This is a genomic window from Antrihabitans spumae (genome assembly GCF_043944905.1).
Classification (GTDB): domain Bacteria; phylum Actinomycetota; class Actinomycetes; order Mycobacteriales; family Mycobacteriaceae; genus Antrihabitans; species Antrihabitans spumae.
Genome location: NZ_JBIMSN010000057.1, coordinates 69,417 through 88,222, shown reverse-complemented (window position 1 = coordinate 88,222; position 18,806 = coordinate 69,417). Strand labels below are relative to the sequence as shown.

At 63.9% G+C, this 18,806-nt stretch carries 18 protein-coding genes and 1 pseudogene; 12 read left to right on the top strand and 7 right to left on the bottom strand.

Going from position 1 to position 18,806, the window contains the following annotated elements; genetic code table 11:
• The first annotated feature begins 3 nt into the window (after nucleotides 1-3).
• Nucleotides 4-561, top strand: a complete 558-nt coding sequence (locus ACHIRB_RS13560) for an FKBP-type peptidyl-prolyl cis-trans isomerase (RefSeq protein ID WP_395124543.1) — start codon at nucleotides 4-6, stop codon at nucleotides 559-561.
• Here ACHIRB_RS13560 and ACHIRB_RS13555 read toward each other — a convergent pair.
• Complete coding sequence (locus ACHIRB_RS13555; RefSeq protein ID WP_395124542.1) at nucleotides 558-1,655, bottom strand: GGDEF domain-containing protein; 1,098 nt, start codon at nucleotides 1,653-1,655, stop codon at nucleotides 558-560. The genes ACHIRB_RS13560 and ACHIRB_RS13555 overlap by 4 nt on opposite strands.
• A gap of 227 nt (nucleotides 1,656-1,882) precedes the next feature.
• Here ACHIRB_RS13555 and ACHIRB_RS13550 point away from each other — a divergent pair, with 227 nt between their 5' ends.
• From ACHIRB_RS13550 to ACHIRB_RS13515, 8 genes are read left to right on the top strand one after another with little or no spacing between them, the layout of a single operon-like run.
• Nucleotides 1,883-2,842: a phytoene/squalene synthase family protein gene (locus ACHIRB_RS13550; protein ID WP_395124541.1), complete on the top strand. Its 960-nt coding sequence runs from the start codon at nucleotides 1,883-1,885 to the stop codon at nucleotides 2,840-2,842.
• Nucleotides 2,839-3,957 carry a polyprenyl synthetase family protein gene (locus tag ACHIRB_RS13545; protein ID WP_395124540.1) on the top strand — a complete coding sequence of 373 codons (1,119 nt, stop codon included), beginning with the start codon at nucleotides 2,839-2,841 and terminating at the stop codon, nucleotides 3,955-3,957. The genes ACHIRB_RS13550 and ACHIRB_RS13545 overlap by 4 nt, the downstream gene beginning before the upstream one ends.
• Nucleotides 3,958-3,964: 7 nt before the next feature.
• Nucleotides 3,965-5,557 (top strand): phytoene desaturase family protein, encoded by a 1,593-nt coding sequence (gene crtI / locus ACHIRB_RS13540; protein ID WP_395124539.1) that lies wholly within the window; start codon nucleotides 3,965-3,967, stop codon nucleotides 5,555-5,557.
• Nucleotide 5,558: 1 nt separating this feature from the next.
• Nucleotides 5,559-5,912, top strand: a complete 354-nt coding sequence (locus tag ACHIRB_RS13535; RefSeq protein ID WP_395124538.1) for a lycopene cyclase domain-containing protein — start codon at nucleotides 5,559-5,561, stop codon at nucleotides 5,910-5,912.
• Entirely contained in the window at nucleotides 5,909-6,265 is a 357-nt protein-coding gene (locus ACHIRB_RS13530) for a lycopene cyclase domain-containing protein (RefSeq protein WP_395124537.1), read from the top strand. The genes ACHIRB_RS13535 and ACHIRB_RS13530 overlap by 4 nt, the downstream gene beginning before the upstream one ends.
• Nucleotides 6,262-6,999 carry a class I SAM-dependent methyltransferase gene (locus ACHIRB_RS13525; RefSeq protein ID WP_395124536.1) on the top strand — a complete coding sequence of 246 codons (738 nt, stop codon included), beginning with the start codon at nucleotides 6,262-6,264 and terminating at the stop codon, nucleotides 6,997-6,999. The genes ACHIRB_RS13530 and ACHIRB_RS13525 overlap by 4 nt, the downstream gene beginning before the upstream one ends.
• On the top strand, nucleotides 6,996-8,555 hold the full coding sequence (locus tag ACHIRB_RS13520) for an FAD-dependent oxidoreductase (RefSeq protein ID WP_395124535.1): 1,560 nt from the start codon (nucleotides 6,996-6,998) through the stop codon (nucleotides 8,553-8,555). The genes ACHIRB_RS13525 and ACHIRB_RS13520 overlap by 4 nt, the downstream gene beginning before the upstream one ends.
• Entirely contained in the window at nucleotides 8,552-9,553 is a 1,002-nt protein-coding gene (locus ACHIRB_RS13515) for a DUF5914 domain-containing protein (RefSeq protein ID WP_395112683.1), read from the top strand. The genes ACHIRB_RS13520 and ACHIRB_RS13515 overlap by 4 nt, the downstream gene beginning before the upstream one ends.
• Before the next feature lie 30 nt (nucleotides 9,554-9,583).
• Here ACHIRB_RS13515 and ACHIRB_RS13510 read toward each other — a convergent pair whose 3' ends face one another.
• Both ACHIRB_RS13510 and ACHIRB_RS13505 read right to left on the bottom strand, forming a co-directional pair.
• Nucleotides 9,584-9,802, bottom strand: a complete 219-nt coding sequence (locus ACHIRB_RS13510; RefSeq protein WP_199701595.1) for a hypothetical protein — start codon at nucleotides 9,800-9,802, stop codon at nucleotides 9,584-9,586.
• 29 nt (nucleotides 9,803-9,831) lie between these two features.
• On the bottom strand, nucleotides 9,832-11,436 hold the full coding sequence (locus ACHIRB_RS13505) for a Na+/H+ antiporter (RefSeq protein ID WP_395112684.1): 1,605 nt from the start codon (nucleotides 11,434-11,436) through the stop codon (nucleotides 9,832-9,834).
• A 60-nt stretch (nucleotides 11,437-11,496) separates the two neighbouring features.
• Between ACHIRB_RS13505 and ACHIRB_RS13500 the strand changes: the two genes are divergently transcribed.
• Nucleotides 11,497-12,231: a TetR/AcrR family transcriptional regulator gene (locus tag ACHIRB_RS13500; protein ID WP_395112685.1), complete on the top strand. Its 735-nt coding sequence runs from the start codon at nucleotides 11,497-11,499 to the stop codon at nucleotides 12,229-12,231.
• Here the strand turns inward: ACHIRB_RS13500 and ACHIRB_RS13495 are convergent, their stop codons facing one another.
• The 4 genes and pseudogenes from ACHIRB_RS13495 to ACHIRB_RS13480 all read right to left on the bottom strand — a co-directional run bounded on the left by ACHIRB_RS13495 (nucleotide 12,232) and on the right by ACHIRB_RS13480 (nucleotide 17,218).
• Complete coding sequence (locus ACHIRB_RS13495) at nucleotides 12,232-13,218, bottom strand: AurF N-oxygenase family protein (RefSeq protein WP_395124566.1); 987 nt, start codon at nucleotides 13,216-13,218, stop codon at nucleotides 12,232-12,234. It lies immediately after the preceding gene.
• 136 nt (nucleotides 13,219-13,354) lie between these two features.
• Nucleotides 13,355-15,579, bottom strand: a pseudogene (locus ACHIRB_RS13490) (thiamine pyrophosphate-dependent enzyme).
• A 52-nt stretch (nucleotides 15,580-15,631) separates the two neighbouring features.
• Nucleotides 15,632-16,510, bottom strand: coding sequence for a DUF2637 domain-containing protein (locus tag ACHIRB_RS13485; protein WP_395124534.1), 879 nt, complete (start codon nucleotides 16,508-16,510; stop codon nucleotides 15,632-15,634).
• A gap of 222 nt (nucleotides 16,511-16,732) precedes the next feature.
• Nucleotides 16,733-17,218, bottom strand: a complete 486-nt coding sequence (locus tag ACHIRB_RS13480) for a GtrA family protein (RefSeq protein WP_395124533.1) — start codon at nucleotides 17,216-17,218, stop codon at nucleotides 16,733-16,735.
• 233 nt (nucleotides 17,219-17,451) lie between these two features.
• Here ACHIRB_RS13480 and ACHIRB_RS13475 point away from each other — a divergent pair, with 233 nt between their 5' ends.
• Nucleotides 17,452-18,318, top strand: a complete 867-nt coding sequence (locus ACHIRB_RS13475; RefSeq protein WP_395124532.1) for a hypothetical protein — start codon at nucleotides 17,452-17,454, stop codon at nucleotides 18,316-18,318.
• Between the two features lie 180 nt (nucleotides 18,319-18,498).
• A complete protein-coding gene (locus tag ACHIRB_RS13470) occupies nucleotides 18,499-18,801 on the top strand; it encodes a putative quinol monooxygenase (RefSeq protein WP_395112690.1) in 303 nt (100 codons plus the stop codon).
• Nucleotides 18,802-18,806 lie beyond the last annotated feature (5 nt).

The window sequence follows — 18,806 nt, the reverse complement described above, 5'->3', positions numbered from 1 at the left end:
ACCATGCGCTCCAAGATCACGATTGCGACCATCGCCGCAGCCCTTGCCGTCACACCGATGTTGGCCGGCTGCGGTTCGGACGACGATTCCTCTGCTGCTTCGACAACCACGCGCGCTTCGGCCGCGGCGACTACGGCGAAAACGTTCGACACCGTCTGCACCGCCGACGACGTCGTTGTCGGCGGCGAACCTGACTCGAGGCCGGAGATCACCATTCCGGATACGTGCGGGCCGCCGACACAGCTGCTGACCAAGGACCTCACCGCGGGTACGGGTGCAGAGGTCGTTGCGGGCACCGACGCGACCGTCCAGTACCAGCTCGTGACGTGGTCGGACAAGGCGGAGAAGGACGCGTCCTGGGACCGCAACAAGCCGTTCACCGTCGAGAAGGTCGGTCAGGCACCGGTTATCGACGGGTGGAACGAGGGATTGATCGGGATGAAAGAAGGCGGACGTCGGTTGCTGATCGTGCCGCCGGAGCTCGGTTACGGCAAGGGCGGAAACGGTATCAAGCCGAACGAGACGCTCGTGTTCGTGATCGACGCGGTCGCGGTGAACTAACGCTCCCAACATCGAACAAGTCGGTTGCCGCCGGCCTTCTTCGCCTCGTACATGGCGAGGTCGGCCGGGGCAAGGACACCCTCGAACGTGCTGTACTCCCCCGGTGAATCCAGCGCGGACCTCGCCAAGATCCACGCACCCGAGCTGGCTGTGATGGGTAACCGGTCCTCGCTGCGATAGACAGCGTTGTGAATGCGTTCGGTCGTCGCATCGATGTCGGTGGGGCGGCACAGCAGAACTACGGCGAATTCGTCGCCACCGAGTCGGCCGACCAGTCCGTGTGCTGGAACGACATCGGCGAGCCGTTGTGCGACGGCGCGCAACGCGAGATCGCCGCCTGCGTGGCCGTTCGCATCGTTGAGACGTTTGAATCTGTCCAGATCGATCACCATGACCACCGTGGCGAGTCCGTCCGTCGACGGTATACCGAGCAGTCGCTGCGCTTCGTCCTCGACTCCGCGTCGATTGAGCAGATCCGTCGGCGGGTCTCGGTAGGAATCTCTGGCGTCCTCCTTCAGAAACGTGACGCCAACGTGCAATCCGAGTGGGACGAGCACGATCAACCCCATGAGGACCAGCAGCTGGCCTGCAAGAACCGGCACGTCCGGATTCGGCCCGAGTGCGACGTGGACGCCGACGGCGCTGCAGACCGTCAGTGCCCACACCAGGTGGGCGACGATCACACGCGGGCTGTGCAGCAGGGTGACGTACATTCCGATGACGACGAAAAGGCCGCATCCGGGTAAGGCGGCGAGCCTCTCGTCCGTACCGAACAGCACGGCGACGGCAAGGCCGATCTCGGCCCACCAAACGAACCACAGCGAGTTGCGCTCCGCAGGCCACGGCATCGTCGGCCATCGGACGGCGGCGTACAGTGCGCTCAGTGTCAGTACGACGACGACGAGTCGGGTCGTCGGTGCGCGCGGGCCGCTGTCGCTGAACTGCACGAGCACTGCGCAGATCCCGAATATTGCGCACCAGATCCCGATCGCCGTACGAATCGGTCGGCTCAGGGATCGCCGATCCAGAAACGCGGGCAGCCATCCGTAATCGAACTCGGTCCGCCACCAGCGACGAACGTTCGATCGGAGCACACCCAACCTTCCCTCACCGCACTCGAGCGCTCCCGACCGCGCAGAATGAAGCTTACGAGGACAGGAGACAAGGACCGGGCCTTTCAGCGCTTCGGTAGCTGCGACGTGGGGTAATAACACTTGGTAGGCGCCCGTCCCCTTGGAAATGTACGCTTCCATCAATTGATGCATCGTTTGTGCATCACTAGTCGGTATCGTTGGTAACGAAGCTCGAAAGGGAGGCAGTCGTGAATCGGGAACTCTCGGCGGCGCACATCACCGATCCGGAGCTCGCTGCGTCCTACCGCGAATGTCGGCGTCTGAACGCGATGCACGGACGCACCTACTTCTTCGCTACCCGATTGTTGCAGCCAAGGCAGCGGCCCGCAGTGCACGCGTTGTACGGGTTCGCGCGATACGCCGACGATATCGTCGACGAGCCCGATCCGTCGACGGGCATAGAGGGTGTACGAGCGGCTCTGACGGAACTCGGCGACGCGTTGCAGGCCGGATTGGCGACCGGGCGGACGGATCATCCCCTGCTCGCTGCCGTCGTCGACACGGCGGCTCGATACAGCATCGCCACTCCCCTGTTCACGGACTTTCTGCATTCCATGCACATGGACCTCACCGTCACGGACTACCCGACTCGTGCGGACTTGCAGCGCTACGTCTACGGCTCGGCCGAAGTGATCGGGTTGCAGGTGCTTCCGGTACTCGAGACGGTCTGCGATCAGGAGGAGGCCGCCCCGGCCGCCGCCGCGCTCGGCGAGGCTTTTCAGCTGACCAACTTTCTTCGTGATGTGGCCGAGGACCTGCAACGGGACCGCGTGTACCTACCGGCCGACGAGTTGGCCGACTTCGGCGTCGACCGTGAGTTGCTCGAGTGGTGTGCGCAGTATCGAACGGTCGACAGCCGGGTACGTCGGGCGCTGATCGAACAGATCGCATTCACACGATCGGTGTACGACCGCGCCCGGCCGGGCATCGCCATGTTGCATCCGCGGTCGAGGCCATGTGTGGCCACGGCACTGTCGCTCTACGGCGGGATCCTCGAGCGGATAGAAGCACTCGATTACAACGTGTTCGCAGGACGAGCCCGTGTCGGCACTCCCCGTCGACTTGGTCTCGCGGCCAAGGCGGTCACCGGCACAGCTTTCGCGCGCGTCGCGACCTCCCCCGCTCACACAATGAGGAGGCCGGCATGAGCCCACCGATCCCGATGGTCGCAGAACACGAAAAGCTCGCATCCGATGTCGATGCGCGGCAGGAGTTCGCGACCGCGGTGCATGCCGTTCTAGCCGAGTTCTTCGAAACCCAGCAGGCGACGGTCGGCTCGGTCGGACCCGTTTTCGCCGATGCCGTCGAGGTGCTGAAAAGTTTCGTGCTCAACGGTGGCAAACGGGTGCGGCCATCGTTCACCTGGGCCGGCTGGCTCGGTGCGGGAGGTAGCCCCGACAGCGATCGGGCAACGGCCGTTCTGACCGTCGCCGCGGCGCAAGAGTTCATCCAGGCCAGCGCTCTGATTCACGACGACGTGATGGACGAATCCAGCACGAGGCGCGGTGCACCGTCGGTCCACGTCCAGTTCGCGAATCGCCATCGCCGCGGTGGGTGGGAGGGCGACTCCCGGAAGTACGGCGAGGCAATCGCGATCCTGCTCGGCGACCTCGGCCTGTGCTGGGCCGACGACATGCTGCGGTCGGCCTATCTACGGATGGACGAGCACAAGCGGGTCGCACCGGTGTGGTCCGCCATGCGAACCGAAGTGATCGGCGGTCAGGTTCTCGACATCGCGACGGTTGCCGAGCGAGACGAATCCGAAGCGGCGGCGTTGCGTATCGATCGGTACAAGACCGCCGCGTACACGGTGGAGCGTCCGCTGCACCTCGGTGCCGAGTTGGCAGGCGCCGGACCGGACCTTATCCGTGCGTATCGGCAATTCGGTGTCGACATCGGCATTGCGTTCCAACTGCGCGACGATCTTCTCGGCGTCTTCGGCGATCCGGTAGTCACCGGGAAACCGATCGGCGATGATCTACGCGAAGGAAAGCGGACGGTACTGCTGGCGCTCGCACTGCAGCGAGCCAATCCGAAGGAGTCCGCGCTGCTGCGGCGCTGCATCGGAACAGCTATGTCCGACAACGACCTTGCACGAGTATGTGACGTTCTACGAACAACCGGCGTTGTCGAGGACCTGGAACGCCGGATCGAACGATTGACCGACCGCGCAATCGTCGCACTGGAAACGTCGGAGGCCACGCCGACCGCTCAGCGACTGCTCCGTGGCATGGCACTGTCAGCAACCCGGCGAGAGGCATGACGAGTAGATGAGTTTACGGACTGTTGCAGGACCGACCGACCGAGTCGTCGTCGTCGGTGCAGGGCTCGCAGGACTTTCTGCGGCACTGCACCTTCGCGGCGCAGGGCGTGATGTCACTCTGCTGGAGCGGGCGGCCATCGTCGGCGGTCGGGTCGGTGTCCACGTCGCGGACGACTACTCGATCGACTACGGCGCGAGCGTGCTCACCATGCCCAATCTGATCGCGGAAGCGCTCGCAGCGGTCGGGGCGACCTTCGAATCCACTGTGCCGCAACTACAACCGATCCCGCTGTCGCCCGCGTACCACGCCCGCTTCGCCGACGGCACATCGATCGACGTGTACTCCGATCCCGAGCTCATGAGCGCAGAAGTCGAAAAGAAGTGCGGGACAGAAGAAGCCACACGCTATCGACGGCTGCGAAGCTGGCTCTCGGACATCTTCGACGCCGAGTTCGGGACCTTCATCGACGCCAATTTCGACTCGCCGCTCGACCTGATCTCGGGTCGCACCGCGGCGAAGGACTTTCTGCAGTTGTTGCGGATCGGTGGGTTCGGACGTCTCGGTCCGCACGTCGATCGCTTGATCAAGGATCCGAATCTGCGTCGGGTATTCACCTTTCAGGCGCTGTACGCCGGCGTCGCACCGGCCAAAGCTCTTGCCGCGTACGGCGCTATCGCGCACATGGACACCTCGCTCGGAGTGACGTTTCCGGCAGGCGGCATGCGAAACATCGCCGCAGCGATGGCAGATGCGTTCACGACTGCTGGAGGCACTCTTGCAACCGGTACGTCCGTCGCGAGCATCGAGTTCGACGGTCGACGTGCGCGAGCAGTGGTGTGCGACGACGGCAGCCGCCACGAATGCGACGCGCTCGTACTGACGCCCGACCTTCTGGTCACCGACAAGTTGCTCGAGCCGATCGGGCTGCGGCCACGACGTCGCGTCCGCGTGTCGCCGTCGGCTGTCGTAGTGCACGGGACAGTGCCGATCGAGGTCGCACAGGGTTGGCAGGCGCAGTCGCACCACACGATCGACTTCGGAGCCAAGTGGGACGGCACTTTCGACGAGATCATCGCGAAGCGCGGACGCGGCAAGGTGATGTCGGATCCGTCGCTGCTGATCACTCGGCCCGCCCAGACGGATCCGTCCCTGCTGGTTCGCCGCGGTGAGGCTGTCTACGAGCCGGTTTCGGTACTCGCACCGTGCCCTAACCTCGTCAGTGCACCGCTCGACTGGGAAACACTGCGTGATCCCTACGTCCGTGAACTGCTGACGACGCTGGAAAGCCGCGGCTACAAAGGCATTTCGGACAACCTGCAGATCGACCGCATCGATACGCCGAAAACCTGGCTCGACGCCGGGATGGTTGCCGGTTCGCCGTTCTCCTCGGCACACGTGTTCCGCCAGACCGGCCCGTTCCGCCGCCGGAACCTGGTGCGTGGCAGCGACAACATCGTGCTCGCGGGATGTGGCACGACGCCTGGCGTCGGCATACCGCCGGTTCTCATTTCCGGAAAGCTCGCAGCCGAACGTATTGCGGGGCCGGTATCCTCACAGGCAGCAGCACCATCGGCGTCGAGCGCAACCGGAGGGAGCTGACGTGGACAATTGGCAGTACCTGATCGTGATGGCGTTGTGTGTCGCGGTGACGATCCCGCTCGAGTTTCTCGGCGCGCGGGTCTATCGAGATCCCGGCACCGCGCTGCGATCGATTCTGCCCGTTGCCGCCGTCTTTCTCGTGTGGGACGCCATCGCGATAGCCGGCAGTGTGTGGTCCTACAACCCACGCTACGTAACTGGCTTCGACCTGCCCCTGGACATTCCGATCGAGGAGTTCGTGTTCTTCCTGGTCATACCGCTCTGTGCACTGTTGACCTATGGCTGTGTCGAGGCGCTGACCGATCGCTGGAAAACGTTCGTGGCTCGACGTAACACGATGGAGCGCACCTCGTGACCGGCATCGGCTACACACTTCCCGCCCTCGTCTCGGTCGTTGTCGTCGTAGCGTGGGAACTGACCTACCTGCGAACCGGACTCTTCCGCAAAAGCACGTACTGGGCGACGATGGCGATCGTCTTCGCGTTTCAGATTCTCGTCGATGGCTGGCTCACGAAGCTGAGTGCGCCGATCGTGCTCTACTCGCCCGATCACGTGAGCGGGATCCGTTTCCCATGGGACATCCCGATCGAAGATTTCTTCTTCGGATTCTCGATGATCACGGCAACGCTGTTGCTATGGGAACACCACAAGAAACGAAAGCCGAAGCAACAGAAAATGATTCAGACACCTAACGAGGCCGACGAATGACCGTCGGTGCATCGGGCCTGCCACGCGATGCCGTCCCCGCCGCTTTCGATGTCGGCGCGAAGTCCTACGACCGCCTCGTCGGTGCCAATCCCGGCTATCACGCTCATCTACGGATGTCGGCGCTTCGGCTGCGACTCCCCCGCGACGGGGCCGGACTACGGTTGCTCGATGCCGGATGCGGCACAGGAGCTTCGACCGCAGCCCTGTTGGCCGCCGCACCGTTGGCCGACATCGTTGCGATCGACGCCTCGTCGCAGATGCTCGCGCAAGCGAAGGCGAAGGACTGGCCGGAGTCGGTCCGCTTCGTCCACACGACTGTCGAGGACATGGCAGCGGCGGGCGTTCAAGGGCCGTTCGACGCCATCCTGGCTGCTTACCTGCTTCGTAACGTGGCCGATCAAGGTCGCCAGTTGCGGGCGTTCCGCAACATGCTCGCGCCTGGCGGCACACTCGCCGTGCACGAATACTCGGTTCGAGACTCGGTTGTCGCCCGTGCCATCTGGAATGCGGTGTGCTGGAGCATCATCATTCCCCTCGGCAAGGTGACGTCCGGTGACGCGACGCTCTATCGGCATCTGTGGCGTAGCGTCTCGGACTTCGACGGCGTTGCGGCATTCGAAAGGCGTTTGCGTACAGCCGGTTTCGACGGTGTGCACACCGAACCGATGACCGGGTGGCAGCGCGACGTCGTTCACACCTTCCTGGCAGACGTCCCGACCTGCGAGGGAACATGACGCGTTCGATAGGTCGCGATCGCCGGTTGGTAACCCACCCCGCTGCCGGCGGGGCCGAAGATGCCCGGACCCTGGCTCGCCGTCCACACGTTGTGGTCGTCGGTGGCGGTATCGCGGGTCTCGCCGCAGCGACCGGTCTCGCCGAGCGTGGTGTCAGTGTCGAGGTGATCGAGCGCGAGTCGTACCTCGGTGGTCGCGTCGGCGCCTGGTCGGAACGGACGGACGACGGTGCCGACGTCTCGATGAGTCGCGGCTTCCACGCCTTCTTTCGGCAGTACTACAACCTGCGCCAACTCCTACGCCGCACCGACCCGCAGCTGAGTCGTCTCACCGCGCTCGAGGACTATCCGCTGATCGACGCACACGGTCGCGTCGACGGATTTCGTGGACTGCCGCGAACCCCGCCCTGGAACGCGATCGCATTCGCATTGCGCAGCCCGACCTTTCGGGTGCGCGACCTCGTCAAGATGAATCCCCGCGCGGCCGCTCCTCTGGCGATGGTGTCGGTGCCCGAGATCTTCGACCAACTCGACAACGTCGATGCCGAAGAGTTTCTGCTGAGCATCAACTTTCCCGAACCGGCCAGGCATCTTGCGTTCGACGTGTTCTCGCGGAGCTTCTTCGCCGCGCCGACCGACATGTCGGCCGCGGAGTTGGCGACGATGTTCCACATCTATTTCCTCGGCTCGAACGAGGGACTTGTGTTCGACGTGCCGGACAGTGCATTCGACACCAGCCTCTGGAATCCGCTGCGCGCCTATCTCGAGCGTCTCGGCGTCGAGTTTCGAATGGATACAACGGTTTCGAGCATCGAGGCGACCGCAGGCGACACCTTCGTCGTCGAACACGACTCGGGCACTACGACCGCCGACGGAGTCGTCCTGTCCACCGACGTCGGTGCGTTGCGCGGCATCGTCGAGCGCTCCCCCTCGCTCGGTGACGCAACATGGCGTGACCAGGTCGCGCGGCTACGGTCGGCACCGAAGTTCTTGGTCGTACGGCAGTGGTTGGACCGGCCGGTCGCCGAGGATCGTTCGCCGTTCCTCGGAACAGGTGGTCTGCCACCCCTCGACAACATCAGCATCCTCGACAGCTACGAACGCGAAGCGGCGGAGTGGGCCCGGACAACGGGTGGCACTGTCGTCGAATTGCATGCCTACGCAGCACATTCCCACGAGAGCGGCAAGACCGACGTTGAGATTCGGGACCAACTCGTCGCACGTCTGCACGAACTCTATCCGGAAACGGCCGACGCCAAGGTAGTCCACGAATCGACGCTGTGGCGCGAAGATTGCCCCTTGTTCGGACTCGGCGATTTCGCCGCACGGCCGACGGTATCGACGCCACACCCCCGACTTGTCCTGGCAGGGGACGGTATTCGCATCGACCTGCCTGTCGCGTTGATGGAACGTGCCGCAACAACAGGCTGGCGCGCTGCGAACATCCTGCTGTCGAGCTGGAAACTTGCCGGCCACGACACGTACACCGTTCCGACCAGTGGGCGATCACGGCCGCTGCGCTGGCTCGGAACCCGAGCAGCCAAGGAGCGCACATGAGCAAGTCACGCTGGGCCGCCAAAGTGCCGCTACGGGCGATTCCGCGGATCGACTGGGCCTCGCAGAAGACCACCTACCGTGAAGCGCGGCCCGACTTGATCGCGGCGGCGGCCGAACGTGCGCACAAACGCCCGTCGGGAAACTGGTACGTCATCGGCGCTAGTCGAGAGGTCCGCTCCGACCGACCCTTCGGCACGACCGTCGACGGCGTCGAGGTCGTTGCGTGGCGAGCCGAGGACGGCGGCCTCCTGGTCGGTCCTGGCGCGTGCCCGCACCTCGGTGCTCCGCTGTCACTCGGAAAAGTCGACTGCGGCACCCTTCGTTGCCGGTGGCACGGTCTGGCTTTGGACTCGAAAGGGGCGTACGGCTGGAGGCCTTTTCCCAGCTACGACGACGGCATCCTCGTCTGGGTCCGACTCGACACCGTAGGCGGTGAAGAACCGCTCGACGCGCCCATCGTGCCGGAGCGACCGAACAAGGCGACGAGTATCGACGCTGTGGCAACCGTCGTCGGCACCTGTGAGCCCTACGACATCGTGGCCAACAGGCTCGACCCGTGGCACGGAGCATGGTTCCACCCGTACTCGTTCACGCGGCTCGACGTTCTCAGTTCGCCGCCGGTGATCGAAGACGGCGACAGCGACGACCGCTTCCTCGTCGCAGTGACCTTCCGCCTCGGGGGTCGGATAGGAGTTCCGGTCAAGGCCGAATTCACCAGTCCGGATCCACGGACCGTAGTGATGCGAATAGTCGAGGGCGAGGGCATCGGCAGCGTCGTCGAAACGCACGCCACCCCCCTCGGACCCGGTCCCGACGGCCTACCGAGGACCGCGGTGATCGAAGCTGTCGCAGCGGACTCGGAGCGGCCCGGTTTTGCCGTCGCGCGGAAGGCGCAAACGTTGCTGCGCCCACTGATGCGTCGGTCCGCCGCGAGGCTGTGGCGTGACGACCTCGACTATGCGGAGCGCCGCTACCTGCTACGCGCCGGCCACGTCTGAGGCGCTGACCGCTTAGATCTGCACCCGGGCCTAGATCTGCACGGGCGCCGGATCGGGGCTCGGACCCGGCGGGGCAGGCGGTGTGGGTGCAGGTGCAGGCGTCGGATCCGGGTTGGGAGCGGGCGTCGGCGTCGGCGACGGTTCCGGCGTTGGTGCTGGATCCGGCGCTGGAACGGGATCAGGCACAGGTGACGGCTCCGGCACCGGGGTGGGCTCGGACGGACTCGGCGGCGTGAGTGGTTCGGTCATGTAGGTGACCTACCCGGTGGCCGAAGAGCTCAACCGTGTTCGGTCTCGTCGGAGACCGAATTCGTCTTCGCCACGGCCCCTGTTGCGTCGAGTCTGTGCAGCACCTCGTCCACGATCACCGGATCGGCGCCGTGCTCGTTGCGTGCTGCAACAACTTCGGTTCGCGCGGCCGCGAGCAGTTCCGCTTCGACGCGCGCCAAGTGTCGGGCATGGGCGATACTGCGGACCGGAAACTCGCGGTCCTCGTCCTCGTCGGGCTCGAGACCGAGTTTGTGCCACATCGTCGTCGCATCCTGATAGGCCTGCTCGAGGAGTCGTTTGTCGACCGAGTCGTCGCCTTTCAACTCGTCGAGCCTGTCGAAACCGGCGTCGCGAGCACGCCGCATCACCTTCTGTTCCGACGCAATGCGATGCGACTCGGATGTCTGTACACCGAGGCGCCGCACCAGTAACGGCAGCGTGAGGCCCTGCACGAGAAGCGTCACGATGATGACGACGAAGGCAATGAAGATCAAACGGTCGCGTTCGGGAAATCCTTCGGTCGGCAGCGCAAGCGCGGCGGCCAGCGTCACCACCCCGCGCATGCCTGCCCACGACGCGACGGTCATCTCTTGCCAGCCAACGGGTTCGGCGTCGCGTCCACGCCGTCTACGAAACTTCTCCTCGAGGGAACCGACCAGGAAGATCCACACGAAGCGAACCACGACGACGAAGGCCGTGATCGCCAGCGCCTGACCGATCAGCACTGTGACATCACCCGGAACACTTTCGGCGATAACTCGCAGTTCCAGACCGACGAAAGCGAAAGCCGCTCCGGTGACGAGAAGTTCGACGATCTCCCATGTCGTTCCGGCCGCGAGTCTGGTCGCCGCGGATTCCTTGTCTGCGTAGCGACTCAACGCGAGTGCAAGGGTGACCACGGCGAGAACGCCACTGCCGTGTGCTTCGTCAGCGGCGACATAGGCAACGAACGGCACCACGAGAACCAAAGCTGTGCCCGCCGGATGCGCTGGCAGCCTGTTCAACAACCACCGAGTCGCAAGCGCGATCAGCAGCCCGATCGTGATGCCGAGCGAAATGGCAAGAAGCAGTTGCCCGCCGGCTTTGACGGGCGAAAACGCTCCGGTCGCGACAGCGGCGACGGCTACCTCGTACAGGACGAGTGACGTTGCATCGTTGGACAGGCCCTCCCCTTCGAGAACGGTCTGTAAACGACGGGGCAACCGCAGCCCGCGGGCGACGGTTGTCGCGGCGACCGGGTCCGGCGGTGCGACGAGCGCACCGAGCGCGATCGCGGCAATGAGCGGCAGTCCCGGCACGAGTGCCTGCAATACGACTCCAACCACAAGGGCCGTCACCCCGACCAGCGCTACGGCAAGCAAGCCGATCGCGCGCCGGTTGTCCAGAAATTCCCGCCACGACGTTCTGCGAGCGGCAGCGAACAGCAACGGCGGAAGCACCAGCGGCAGAATCAGATCGGGACTGATATCCGCTCTGGGTAAACCCGGAACGAAGGCGATCAATAGCCCGAACACAAGCAGCAGCACGGGATACGGCACGTTCCACCTGACGGCCAGTGGCGACAATGCGATCGTCGCGGTCAACAGCACAAGCAATAACGTCAACTGGCCCATCGTCGACGAATACCCCGTGGCGTGAGATCCAACAGTGACAGTTGTCGCTACCATGGCGTGATGCCGAGCGCCCCCGCCGAACCGCGCACAGTAGTGCCGTTGACCGGTCAAGACGCGCGCTGGGAGAAACACAACACCGACAGGGAAAACCGCATTCTGCAAGCAGCGGTGGAACTGATCGAACTCAGCGACGCCGGAGCGGACCTCACGATCGCGCAGATCGCGGAACGCGCCGGATTGGCCAAATCGGTGCTGTACCGACGATTCACCGGCCGCGACGAATTGGATCGTCGGATCAGATCGTTCATCGCCGCCCAACTGAGTGCTGCGTTCGACTCCGAACTGGACTACACGCAGGGCACGATTCGGCAGATCATCTCGCGAACGATTCTCGTACTGGTCGATTGGGTGTCCGATCATCCGAAGCTGGTCGAATTCATGCGGACCGGACCGTCGGCGGACGACGACGATCTCGATGCCGTCAGCAGCCTCGCGAAGTCGGTTGCACGCAGGGCCAACGAAATAATGTCAGCACTGGCAACGTCGATTGGCATGGCAGACAACGACTTTCAATCGTTGACGTCGGCACTCGTGACGATGACGGACGGTAGTGTTCGGCAATGGATCCGCGACCCCGACGTGACCATGAGCCGGAGTTCCATGGTCGACACGCTGACGTCCTACGTCTGGTTCGTGGTCGACGGTGAGTTTCGAACGCGAGGTCTCACCGTCGATCCCGACATGCAAGTGCTGGCGGTTATCAGCGCGTTGTTGGGTCCGCAGCCGCTGTCCTGATCACCGGTCTCGGCGGTTGGGCTCGCCGCGATAGCGTGCCGCGGGTCCGTCGATGCGGAGTACCCGCCACGCGAAACGGGCAACAGGGTTCATCAGTCCGAGTTCTTCGGTCAGCATTCTGATATCGCCGAAGTAGCCGGCCAAGATCTCACGCGACGCGGGACTTCGCCAAAATGCTTCCCTGATGACATGCGGCGGAATACCGAGTTCACGAGCGAACGGTCGCGGCGGAACCATGATTGCACCGGCTAGAAAGCGCATGATGAAGGGCACCCAGAGGGAGAGCAGAGCCCTGCTGATCGGGTCCTTCTCGGGAACTCGGGCGCGCACGAATTCGTAGGCGAAGGAAATGTGCCGCGCTTCCTCGGCGATATGGATTTCCACCGTCCGCAGCATTGCCGGTGGTACCGCACGTCCTTCGCGAATGAGGTCCTTCTGAAAGTGGTCTATCGGCTCTTCCCCGGCGAGAATGCCGTAAAGAAAAGCCACGGGCATGGCAGCCCCGATCAAGGGCCAGACAGGCGATGTGCGCCGGTAGAACCACCGCATCCCTGGAACATCTACGCCCATGCGGTTGATCAGTTCTTGAAACATCTGGATGTGGTTGCACTCTTCGGTCATTTCGTGCATGCAATACCGAAATTCGGTCGATCCGTTGGGCATTCGCATGGCAGTTTGCATAAGCCCACGGATGAGAACGCTTTCGAAGAACAATCCAACTTTGGTGACGTTCGCTTGCCTCGCAAATCCGATTGCGATTTGACGCTCTTCGCTCAGTGCCTGATACCAGGGATGCGCGCCGAGGGGGTCCGATATTGGCGAGAGGATCCAGCGTGGATCGCCGACGTCGATCGCAAACTCCGGCGAGTCCCAATCGATGTCGCGATAGGGGTCGAAACTGCGGTGAACGGATCCGTCGGACAAGGTCTGGATTCGCGCGAGGTGCTCGGGACCGGATGCTTGTTCCCCGTACGGAGATGGGGGCATTTCGGTTTGCATGTGCCTGGACGGTATCGACAACGTCATCGGTGTCTCACTTTCTGTCGTCGCCCAGGCTAGTGGGACATCGAGTCCCACACAAGTCCTAGCGAGTGGGACCTCGCATACCGGATGAACGCCGCAGTCAGACCGATCCAGCACCGTTTCCACAGAGGGCGAGCGCCGCAGCCTCGATCGATTCCTCGGAGAGCAGTACCCGCAGCGCCGCGTCGCCGAGCGGAATGAAGCTGTCTTCGGATGCGACTCTGACGATGTCACCGTCGAAGCCACCGGCGACGAGTTCGGTGACGATCCCCTCTCCGACTCCCCCGGAGCGGCGGGTCTCGTCCACGACGAGAACGCGTCCGGTCGACTTCGCTTCGCGAAGGAGGTCGGCCGTCGGCAACGGTACGAGCCACCGTAGATCGACGACGCGGACCTCGATGCCGATGTGTGCAAGCCGTTGCGCCACGCGAAGACTCATGTAGACGCAGTTGCCGAAGGTCGCGATCGTCAGATCCTTGCCCGAGCCGTACACACGTGCCGACCCGATGGGAACGTGCGTTGCACCCCACTCCTCCGCGCTCGCATACGGGGCCGACCACATGGCGTCACCGTCGGCGTGCAGATCCCGAACATGGTACAGCGCAATGGGTTCGAGGTAGACGCACGTCGTGCCGTCCACCTGCGCGGCCGCCGCGCACGTGCGCAGCATCGCTGCCGCGTCGTCGGGTCGTGCCGGCGACGCGACGACGATGCCAGGAATATCTCGCAGTGCGGCGACGGCATTGTCGTTGTGGAAATGGCCACCGAAACCCTTCTGATAGCCGTAGCCCGCAACTCGCACGACCATCGGGTTTCGGTACAGACCGCTCGAGAAGAACTTGAGTGTCGCTGCCTCACCGCGGATTTGGTCGGCGGCATTGTGCAGATACGCGAGGTATTGAATCTCCGGTATCGGCAACAGGCCCGACACTCCCGCGCCGAGCGCGACGCCCAGGATCGACTGCTCGTCGAGAAGTGTGTCGAACACCCGCGCCGGACCGACCTTCTTCAGTAACCCTCGGGTGACGCCGTAGACACCACCCTTCCGGGCGACGTCCTCACCGAAGACCAGCGAATTCGGATGTTGGACAAGGATGTCCAGCAACGCGCGGTTGATCGACTGTGCCAGAGTCAGCCGATCTTCCTCGGGCGCGGGTCGTCCAACGCCCCGAGAAGGAACAGCCGCGGCGACCTTGTTCGGGTCGGGCAGTTGCAGCGGCGCCATGATGTCGGCCGCAGACTCCAGTCTGGGTCGACGGGTGGCCTCCCGTGCCAACGCTGCAACGTCGTCGCGCTTGGTCTCGTAGAGGTCGACCACATCCTGTGGCGTATAGAGTCCGGCCGCGACCAGAAGTCGAGCAGTGGCGAGCAGCGGATCGCGTCGAAGCTCGTCGGCGATCTCGGCTGGAACCCGGTATGCGGCTTCGAGATCCGATCCGGCGTGTCCCATCAGCCGTACGGTCCGCAGGTGGAGAAACGCGGGGCGGCGTTCGGTCCGAACGAAAGCGGCTGCGGCAGTGGCTGCGTCGTATGCGGACGCGATATCGCAACCATCCGCGCTGAAGTAGGTAAGGCCGTCCCTGTGGCCGTAGGACCGCTCGATCCACCCGGTCGGGGTCTTCACACTGATGCCGATGCCGTTGTCCTCACACACCAGCAGCAGTGGCAGCGGCACACCCGAATACGCGGTGTACAGCGCGGCATTGATCGCACCGACCGCCGTCGAATGGTTCGCAGACGCATCGCCGAAGCTGCAGACGGTGACGGAATCTTGCGGCCACGCGGCCTCGACTCCCAACTTCGGTGCCCGGCAGGTTGCAAAGGCGACACCGACGGCGCGTGGCAAATGTGATGCGATGGTGGAGGTTTGCGGTATCACGTTGAGGTCGTGGCGGCCGAAGACTTTGTGTCGGCCGCCTGCAATCGGCTCGTCGCGCGCCGCGACGATGCCGAGCAGGATGTCTCGGAGCGGATTGTCGAGCGGATTTCCGCCACTCCCCTGCCGCGCCCGCTCGAGGAAGAATGCGCCCGAACGGTAGTGCAGCAGTGCGGGATCGGTAAGCCGAAGCGCCCCGGCGACTGCTGCGTTGCCTTCGTGACCCGACGACCCGATCGTGTAGAAGCCCGCGCCTTCGGCACGTAGCGAGCGGGCGGCGAGGTCCAGGTGCCTGCTACCGAGCTGAGCGTCGAAAGCTCGGCGCAGCGGCCCACTGTCAGCGACGAACCATCCCTGATCGGGTCGCGGTGGCTACGCGACTCGACCTCGGCATGCCCAGGCAGCGCGGCGATCGATTCGAGGAAGAGCGTGTCGATCGGCTCGGCCATAGGGTGCTCCTCGCTGAGATCGGCGTCGCGTCCAATCTACGCACAGAGGCTGCTACCTGACCGCGGACAGCACCCCGGCTGCAGGATCGTGGCGCGGCACGCTGCGGCGCCGACCGAGCGGGGCATCGACGCTCGCCTGCGGTCGCAGGACACCGGCCGACGCATCGATGACGCGTCCCACCGTCGAATGGTGCAAGCGCAGCTCCCGTGCGATCTGGGTCTTGGACAGGTCGCGCTGATAGCGAAGGCGCAAGATCTGTGCGACCTCAGCCGCAGGGCGGGTCGTCAGCTGATCGCGGGTCATGTCCGCCGCGACGTGATCCCACGAATCCTGTTCGACCACAACCGGTTGCTCGATTTCCGGAGTCGATACCGGGTGCTGTTCGTCGGCCGTCGGCAGCTCGGGAGCCGGGTCGACAAGCACGTCGACGGGTGCATGCACCGCAGCCTGCCGACGGACCGGAGCCGCGACTCGGACTCTCGACTGGAAGAGCACCGCGATTCCATGGGTTGCAGCAAGCAGCGATATCGGTGCTGCGGTCGCAATCGCTGCTGCAAGTAACGGTGGCAGTTCGGCGGCATCGGTCACGACCGCGTGCAACGCATTCGACGCAATGCTGACCATCGCGGACACGGCGAGGACCGACCAGAAGAACCGGCGCCCTCTGCGCTGCTCCTCGTACGGGGCAAGCGCGACAACAGAAATGGTCGCCTGCAGGATCGTGCCGTCGACGACGACAGGCCACAGCCACGACAGTTCCCGCGGCAGTCCGGCGAGCGTCGCCAAGTCCCAGAGCGCGGAGAACGACAGGACGAAGCTCGCCGCGACGATCACGACGGTGATTACGACGGCGGCCCACAGGGCAACCCGCAGCACCAGTGGCGGCGCTGATGAACTGGTCTCCGAATTCGATTCGACATCTAGGGTCACGGGTCTGTCCTCCCGAATGGCGTGTTGCCAACGTTGGGTGCGGGTGTGTGGGCACCGAGGCACGCAGAAGTGCGTTTGCGCGGCGGTGGGGTCACCGGCCCGAAGCGACGTTGCAATGGCCGACTGCAGCAATCGTTCTCGCTCCAGGTCGGCTGCGAACGCTGACACGCCGCGGTGATCGACGCCGCGCCGACGACACGCCCAAACGGTCTGCAACGGGAACTACGCGGCGAAAACCCAGCCCCGGAGCAGCAAGAAACGCACTCCGCCGACCGCCGCACCGACCGCAATGACGAAGGCGCCTGCCGTCATTGCGGACGCGTCCGGAAAGGCGATCTCGAGCGCTCCCAACGCGACGGAGCTGGTGATCAAACCCACGATCGCGAGGCCACCGCTCTCCCACTGTGCGGCGAGCCAGCCGACTCGATGTGCGGCGCCGAACGTCACCCGCCGATGGAGCTCATTGGCAAGCGCGGTGCTGACGGCAGCGCCGACGAGGTTGGCAGTCATCACCCCTTCGGGGCGGAGTGCGACGAAGAGTACGAAGTACACGATGTTGCTGACGACTCCGACCATGGCGAATCGGACGAGCTGCGCGAATGCGTGGTTGCCATGAAGGTCGAACGCTCGCAGCTGCCGGAGGGCAGGTTCGGCGACCAACATCTTCGAACCACCCTTCTTCGACGTATGCGGCGGCGTTCGACGCATTGTCAGATTCACAGGCGGCGCTTGCTGCTCACTTACAGCTCGCTTAAACCCGCAGCTCGGCGGACGTTGGCATGTCGCGGAATGCTGTCGACCAGGCTGTTGCTGGGCTGTCCACTCGCTCGATGTACACCTAACAGCCTGCTTGCGCGGCTCAGCTGTGGATAACGGGGCGATTATCCACAGCCGCGTGATTTCCATGCGAGCGTCGCCGTGAATTTTGCAAGGCTCGATCGGTGGGGACATACGACCGACCGTTTCGGGGCTCGCAGGCGATCGCCCTCGGTGAGCTGACCGCGTATCAACTTCGTTGCGACTTCACCCGGGTGTACCGCGACATCTACGTTCGGAAGCGAATCGAACTCACCGCCCACATGCGGGCACATGCTGCCGCAATGTATTCGGGCGAGAACTCGATCCTTGCCGGCCGTTCGGCCGCAGCGCTACACGGCACGAAGTGGATCGACCCTCACGAACCCGCAGAAGTGATCCGCCACGACAACTTTCACGCCCCCAAGGGTTTGATCGTGCGGCAGTACGCCATCCATCCCGACGAAATCGTGACAATCCACGGCAGACGTGTGACGACACCGGCACGGACCGCGTTCGACCTCGGGCGGACATTGCAAGCGCCGAGAGCGATCGAAATCGTCGACGCCCTATGCAATGCAACGCAATTGCGACCGCACGAGGTCGCCGAGTTGGCCGAACGTCACCCCGGCGCTCGCGGCATCGTCGGTCTGCGCTCGATGCTCGGACTCGTCGACGGCGGCGCCGAATCACCGCCCGAAACCCGGACGCGACTCACGATTATCGACGCCGGTCTGCCGCGCCCGGAAACGCAACTCGTCATCACCGACGACTCAGGCTATTTCGTTGCCCGCGCCGACCTCGGCTGGCGGCGGTGGCAGGTGCTCGTCGAATACGAGGGCGATGGACACTGGTCCGATCCTCGGCAGAAGCAGCGTGACCTCGAGCGCTACCCGCGACTGGAAGAGCTGGGCTGGCGAATCGTTCGCGTGGGGTCCGCTCTGCTGAGCAGGCGGGAGGAGCTGATTCGCCGCATCAGCGCCAAGTTGCGTGACGCCGGCGCCCCGTTGTGACCGCCGAGCAGGCGCTTAGCGGAACAACGTGCGAGAGGACATCGCAACAACAGCCTGCTCGCCGCCAACGATGGCTGGATCTGTGGCGATCTTGGCTGGATCTGAGCTTTTTAACCAGATCCAGCCATGCAGACTGACTTACAGGAAAGAGTTACGCGCCTATATCAACGGGAGGACACCATGCCTGCATTCGGATTTCTGGTGGAGATGGAAGCACAACCAGGACGCGAGGCTGCCGTCGCGACTTTCCTCGCCGAAGCGAAGGTACTCGTCGACGACGAACCAGGAACGTTGGCGTGGTTCGCCTTTCGAGTCGGGCCGACCACGTTTCGAATCTTCGACGCTTTCGAGACCGAAGACGATCGGCAGACCCATCTGCACGGGAAAGTCCGCGAGCGGTTCTACGCGCAATGGGAACAGCTGTTCACAGTTCCGCCGATCGTCAACGCAGTCGACATCCTCGAGACCAAATTGCCGAACTGACAACC

What these genes read in the sequence shown, in the direction of transcription:
- ACHIRB_RS13520 (WP_395124535.1), top strand. Translation starts at nt 6,996, where the DNA reads ATGACGCGTTCGATAGGTCGCGATCGCCGGTTGGTAACCCACCCCGCT.
- ACHIRB_RS13470 (WP_395112690.1), top strand. Translation starts at nt 18,499, where the DNA reads ATGCCTGCATTCGGATTTCTGGTGGAGATGGAAGCACAACCAGGACGC.
- ACHIRB_RS13480 (WP_395124533.1), bottom strand. Translation starts at nt 17,218, where the DNA reads ATGCGTCGAACGCCGCCGCATACGTCGAAGAAGGGTGGTTCGAAGATG.
- ACHIRB_RS13510 (WP_199701595.1), bottom strand. Translation starts at nt 9,802, where the DNA reads ATGACCGAACCACTCACGCCGCCGAGTCCGTCCGAGCCCACCCCGGTG.
- ACHIRB_RS13500 (WP_395112685.1), top strand. Translation starts at nt 11,497, where the DNA reads ATGCCGAGCGCCCCCGCCGAACCGCGCACAGTAGTGCCGTTGACCGGT.
- ACHIRB_RS13495 (WP_395124566.1), bottom strand. Translation starts at nt 13,218, where the DNA reads ATGCCCCCATCTCCGTACGGGGAACAAGCATCCGGTCCCGAGCACCTC.
- ACHIRB_RS13545 (WP_395124540.1), top strand. Translation starts at nt 2,839, where the DNA reads ATGAGCCCACCGATCCCGATGGTCGCAGAACACGAAAAGCTCGCATCC.
- ACHIRB_RS13515 (WP_395112683.1), top strand. Translation starts at nt 8,552, where the DNA reads ATGAGCAAGTCACGCTGGGCCGCCAAAGTGCCGCTACGGGCGATTCCG.
- ACHIRB_RS13560 (WP_395124543.1), top strand. Translation starts at nt 4, where the DNA reads ATGCGCTCCAAGATCACGATTGCGACCATCGCCGCAGCCCTTGCCGTC.
- ACHIRB_RS13505 (WP_395112684.1), bottom strand. Translation starts at nt 11,436, where the DNA reads ATGGGCCAGTTGACGTTATTGCTTGTGCTGTTGACCGCGACGATCGCA.
- ACHIRB_RS13525 (WP_395124536.1), top strand. Translation starts at nt 6,262, where the DNA reads ATGACCGTCGGTGCATCGGGCCTGCCACGCGATGCCGTCCCCGCCGCT.
- crtI (WP_395124539.1), top strand. Translation starts at nt 3,965, where the DNA reads ATGAGTTTACGGACTGTTGCAGGACCGACCGACCGAGTCGTCGTCGTC.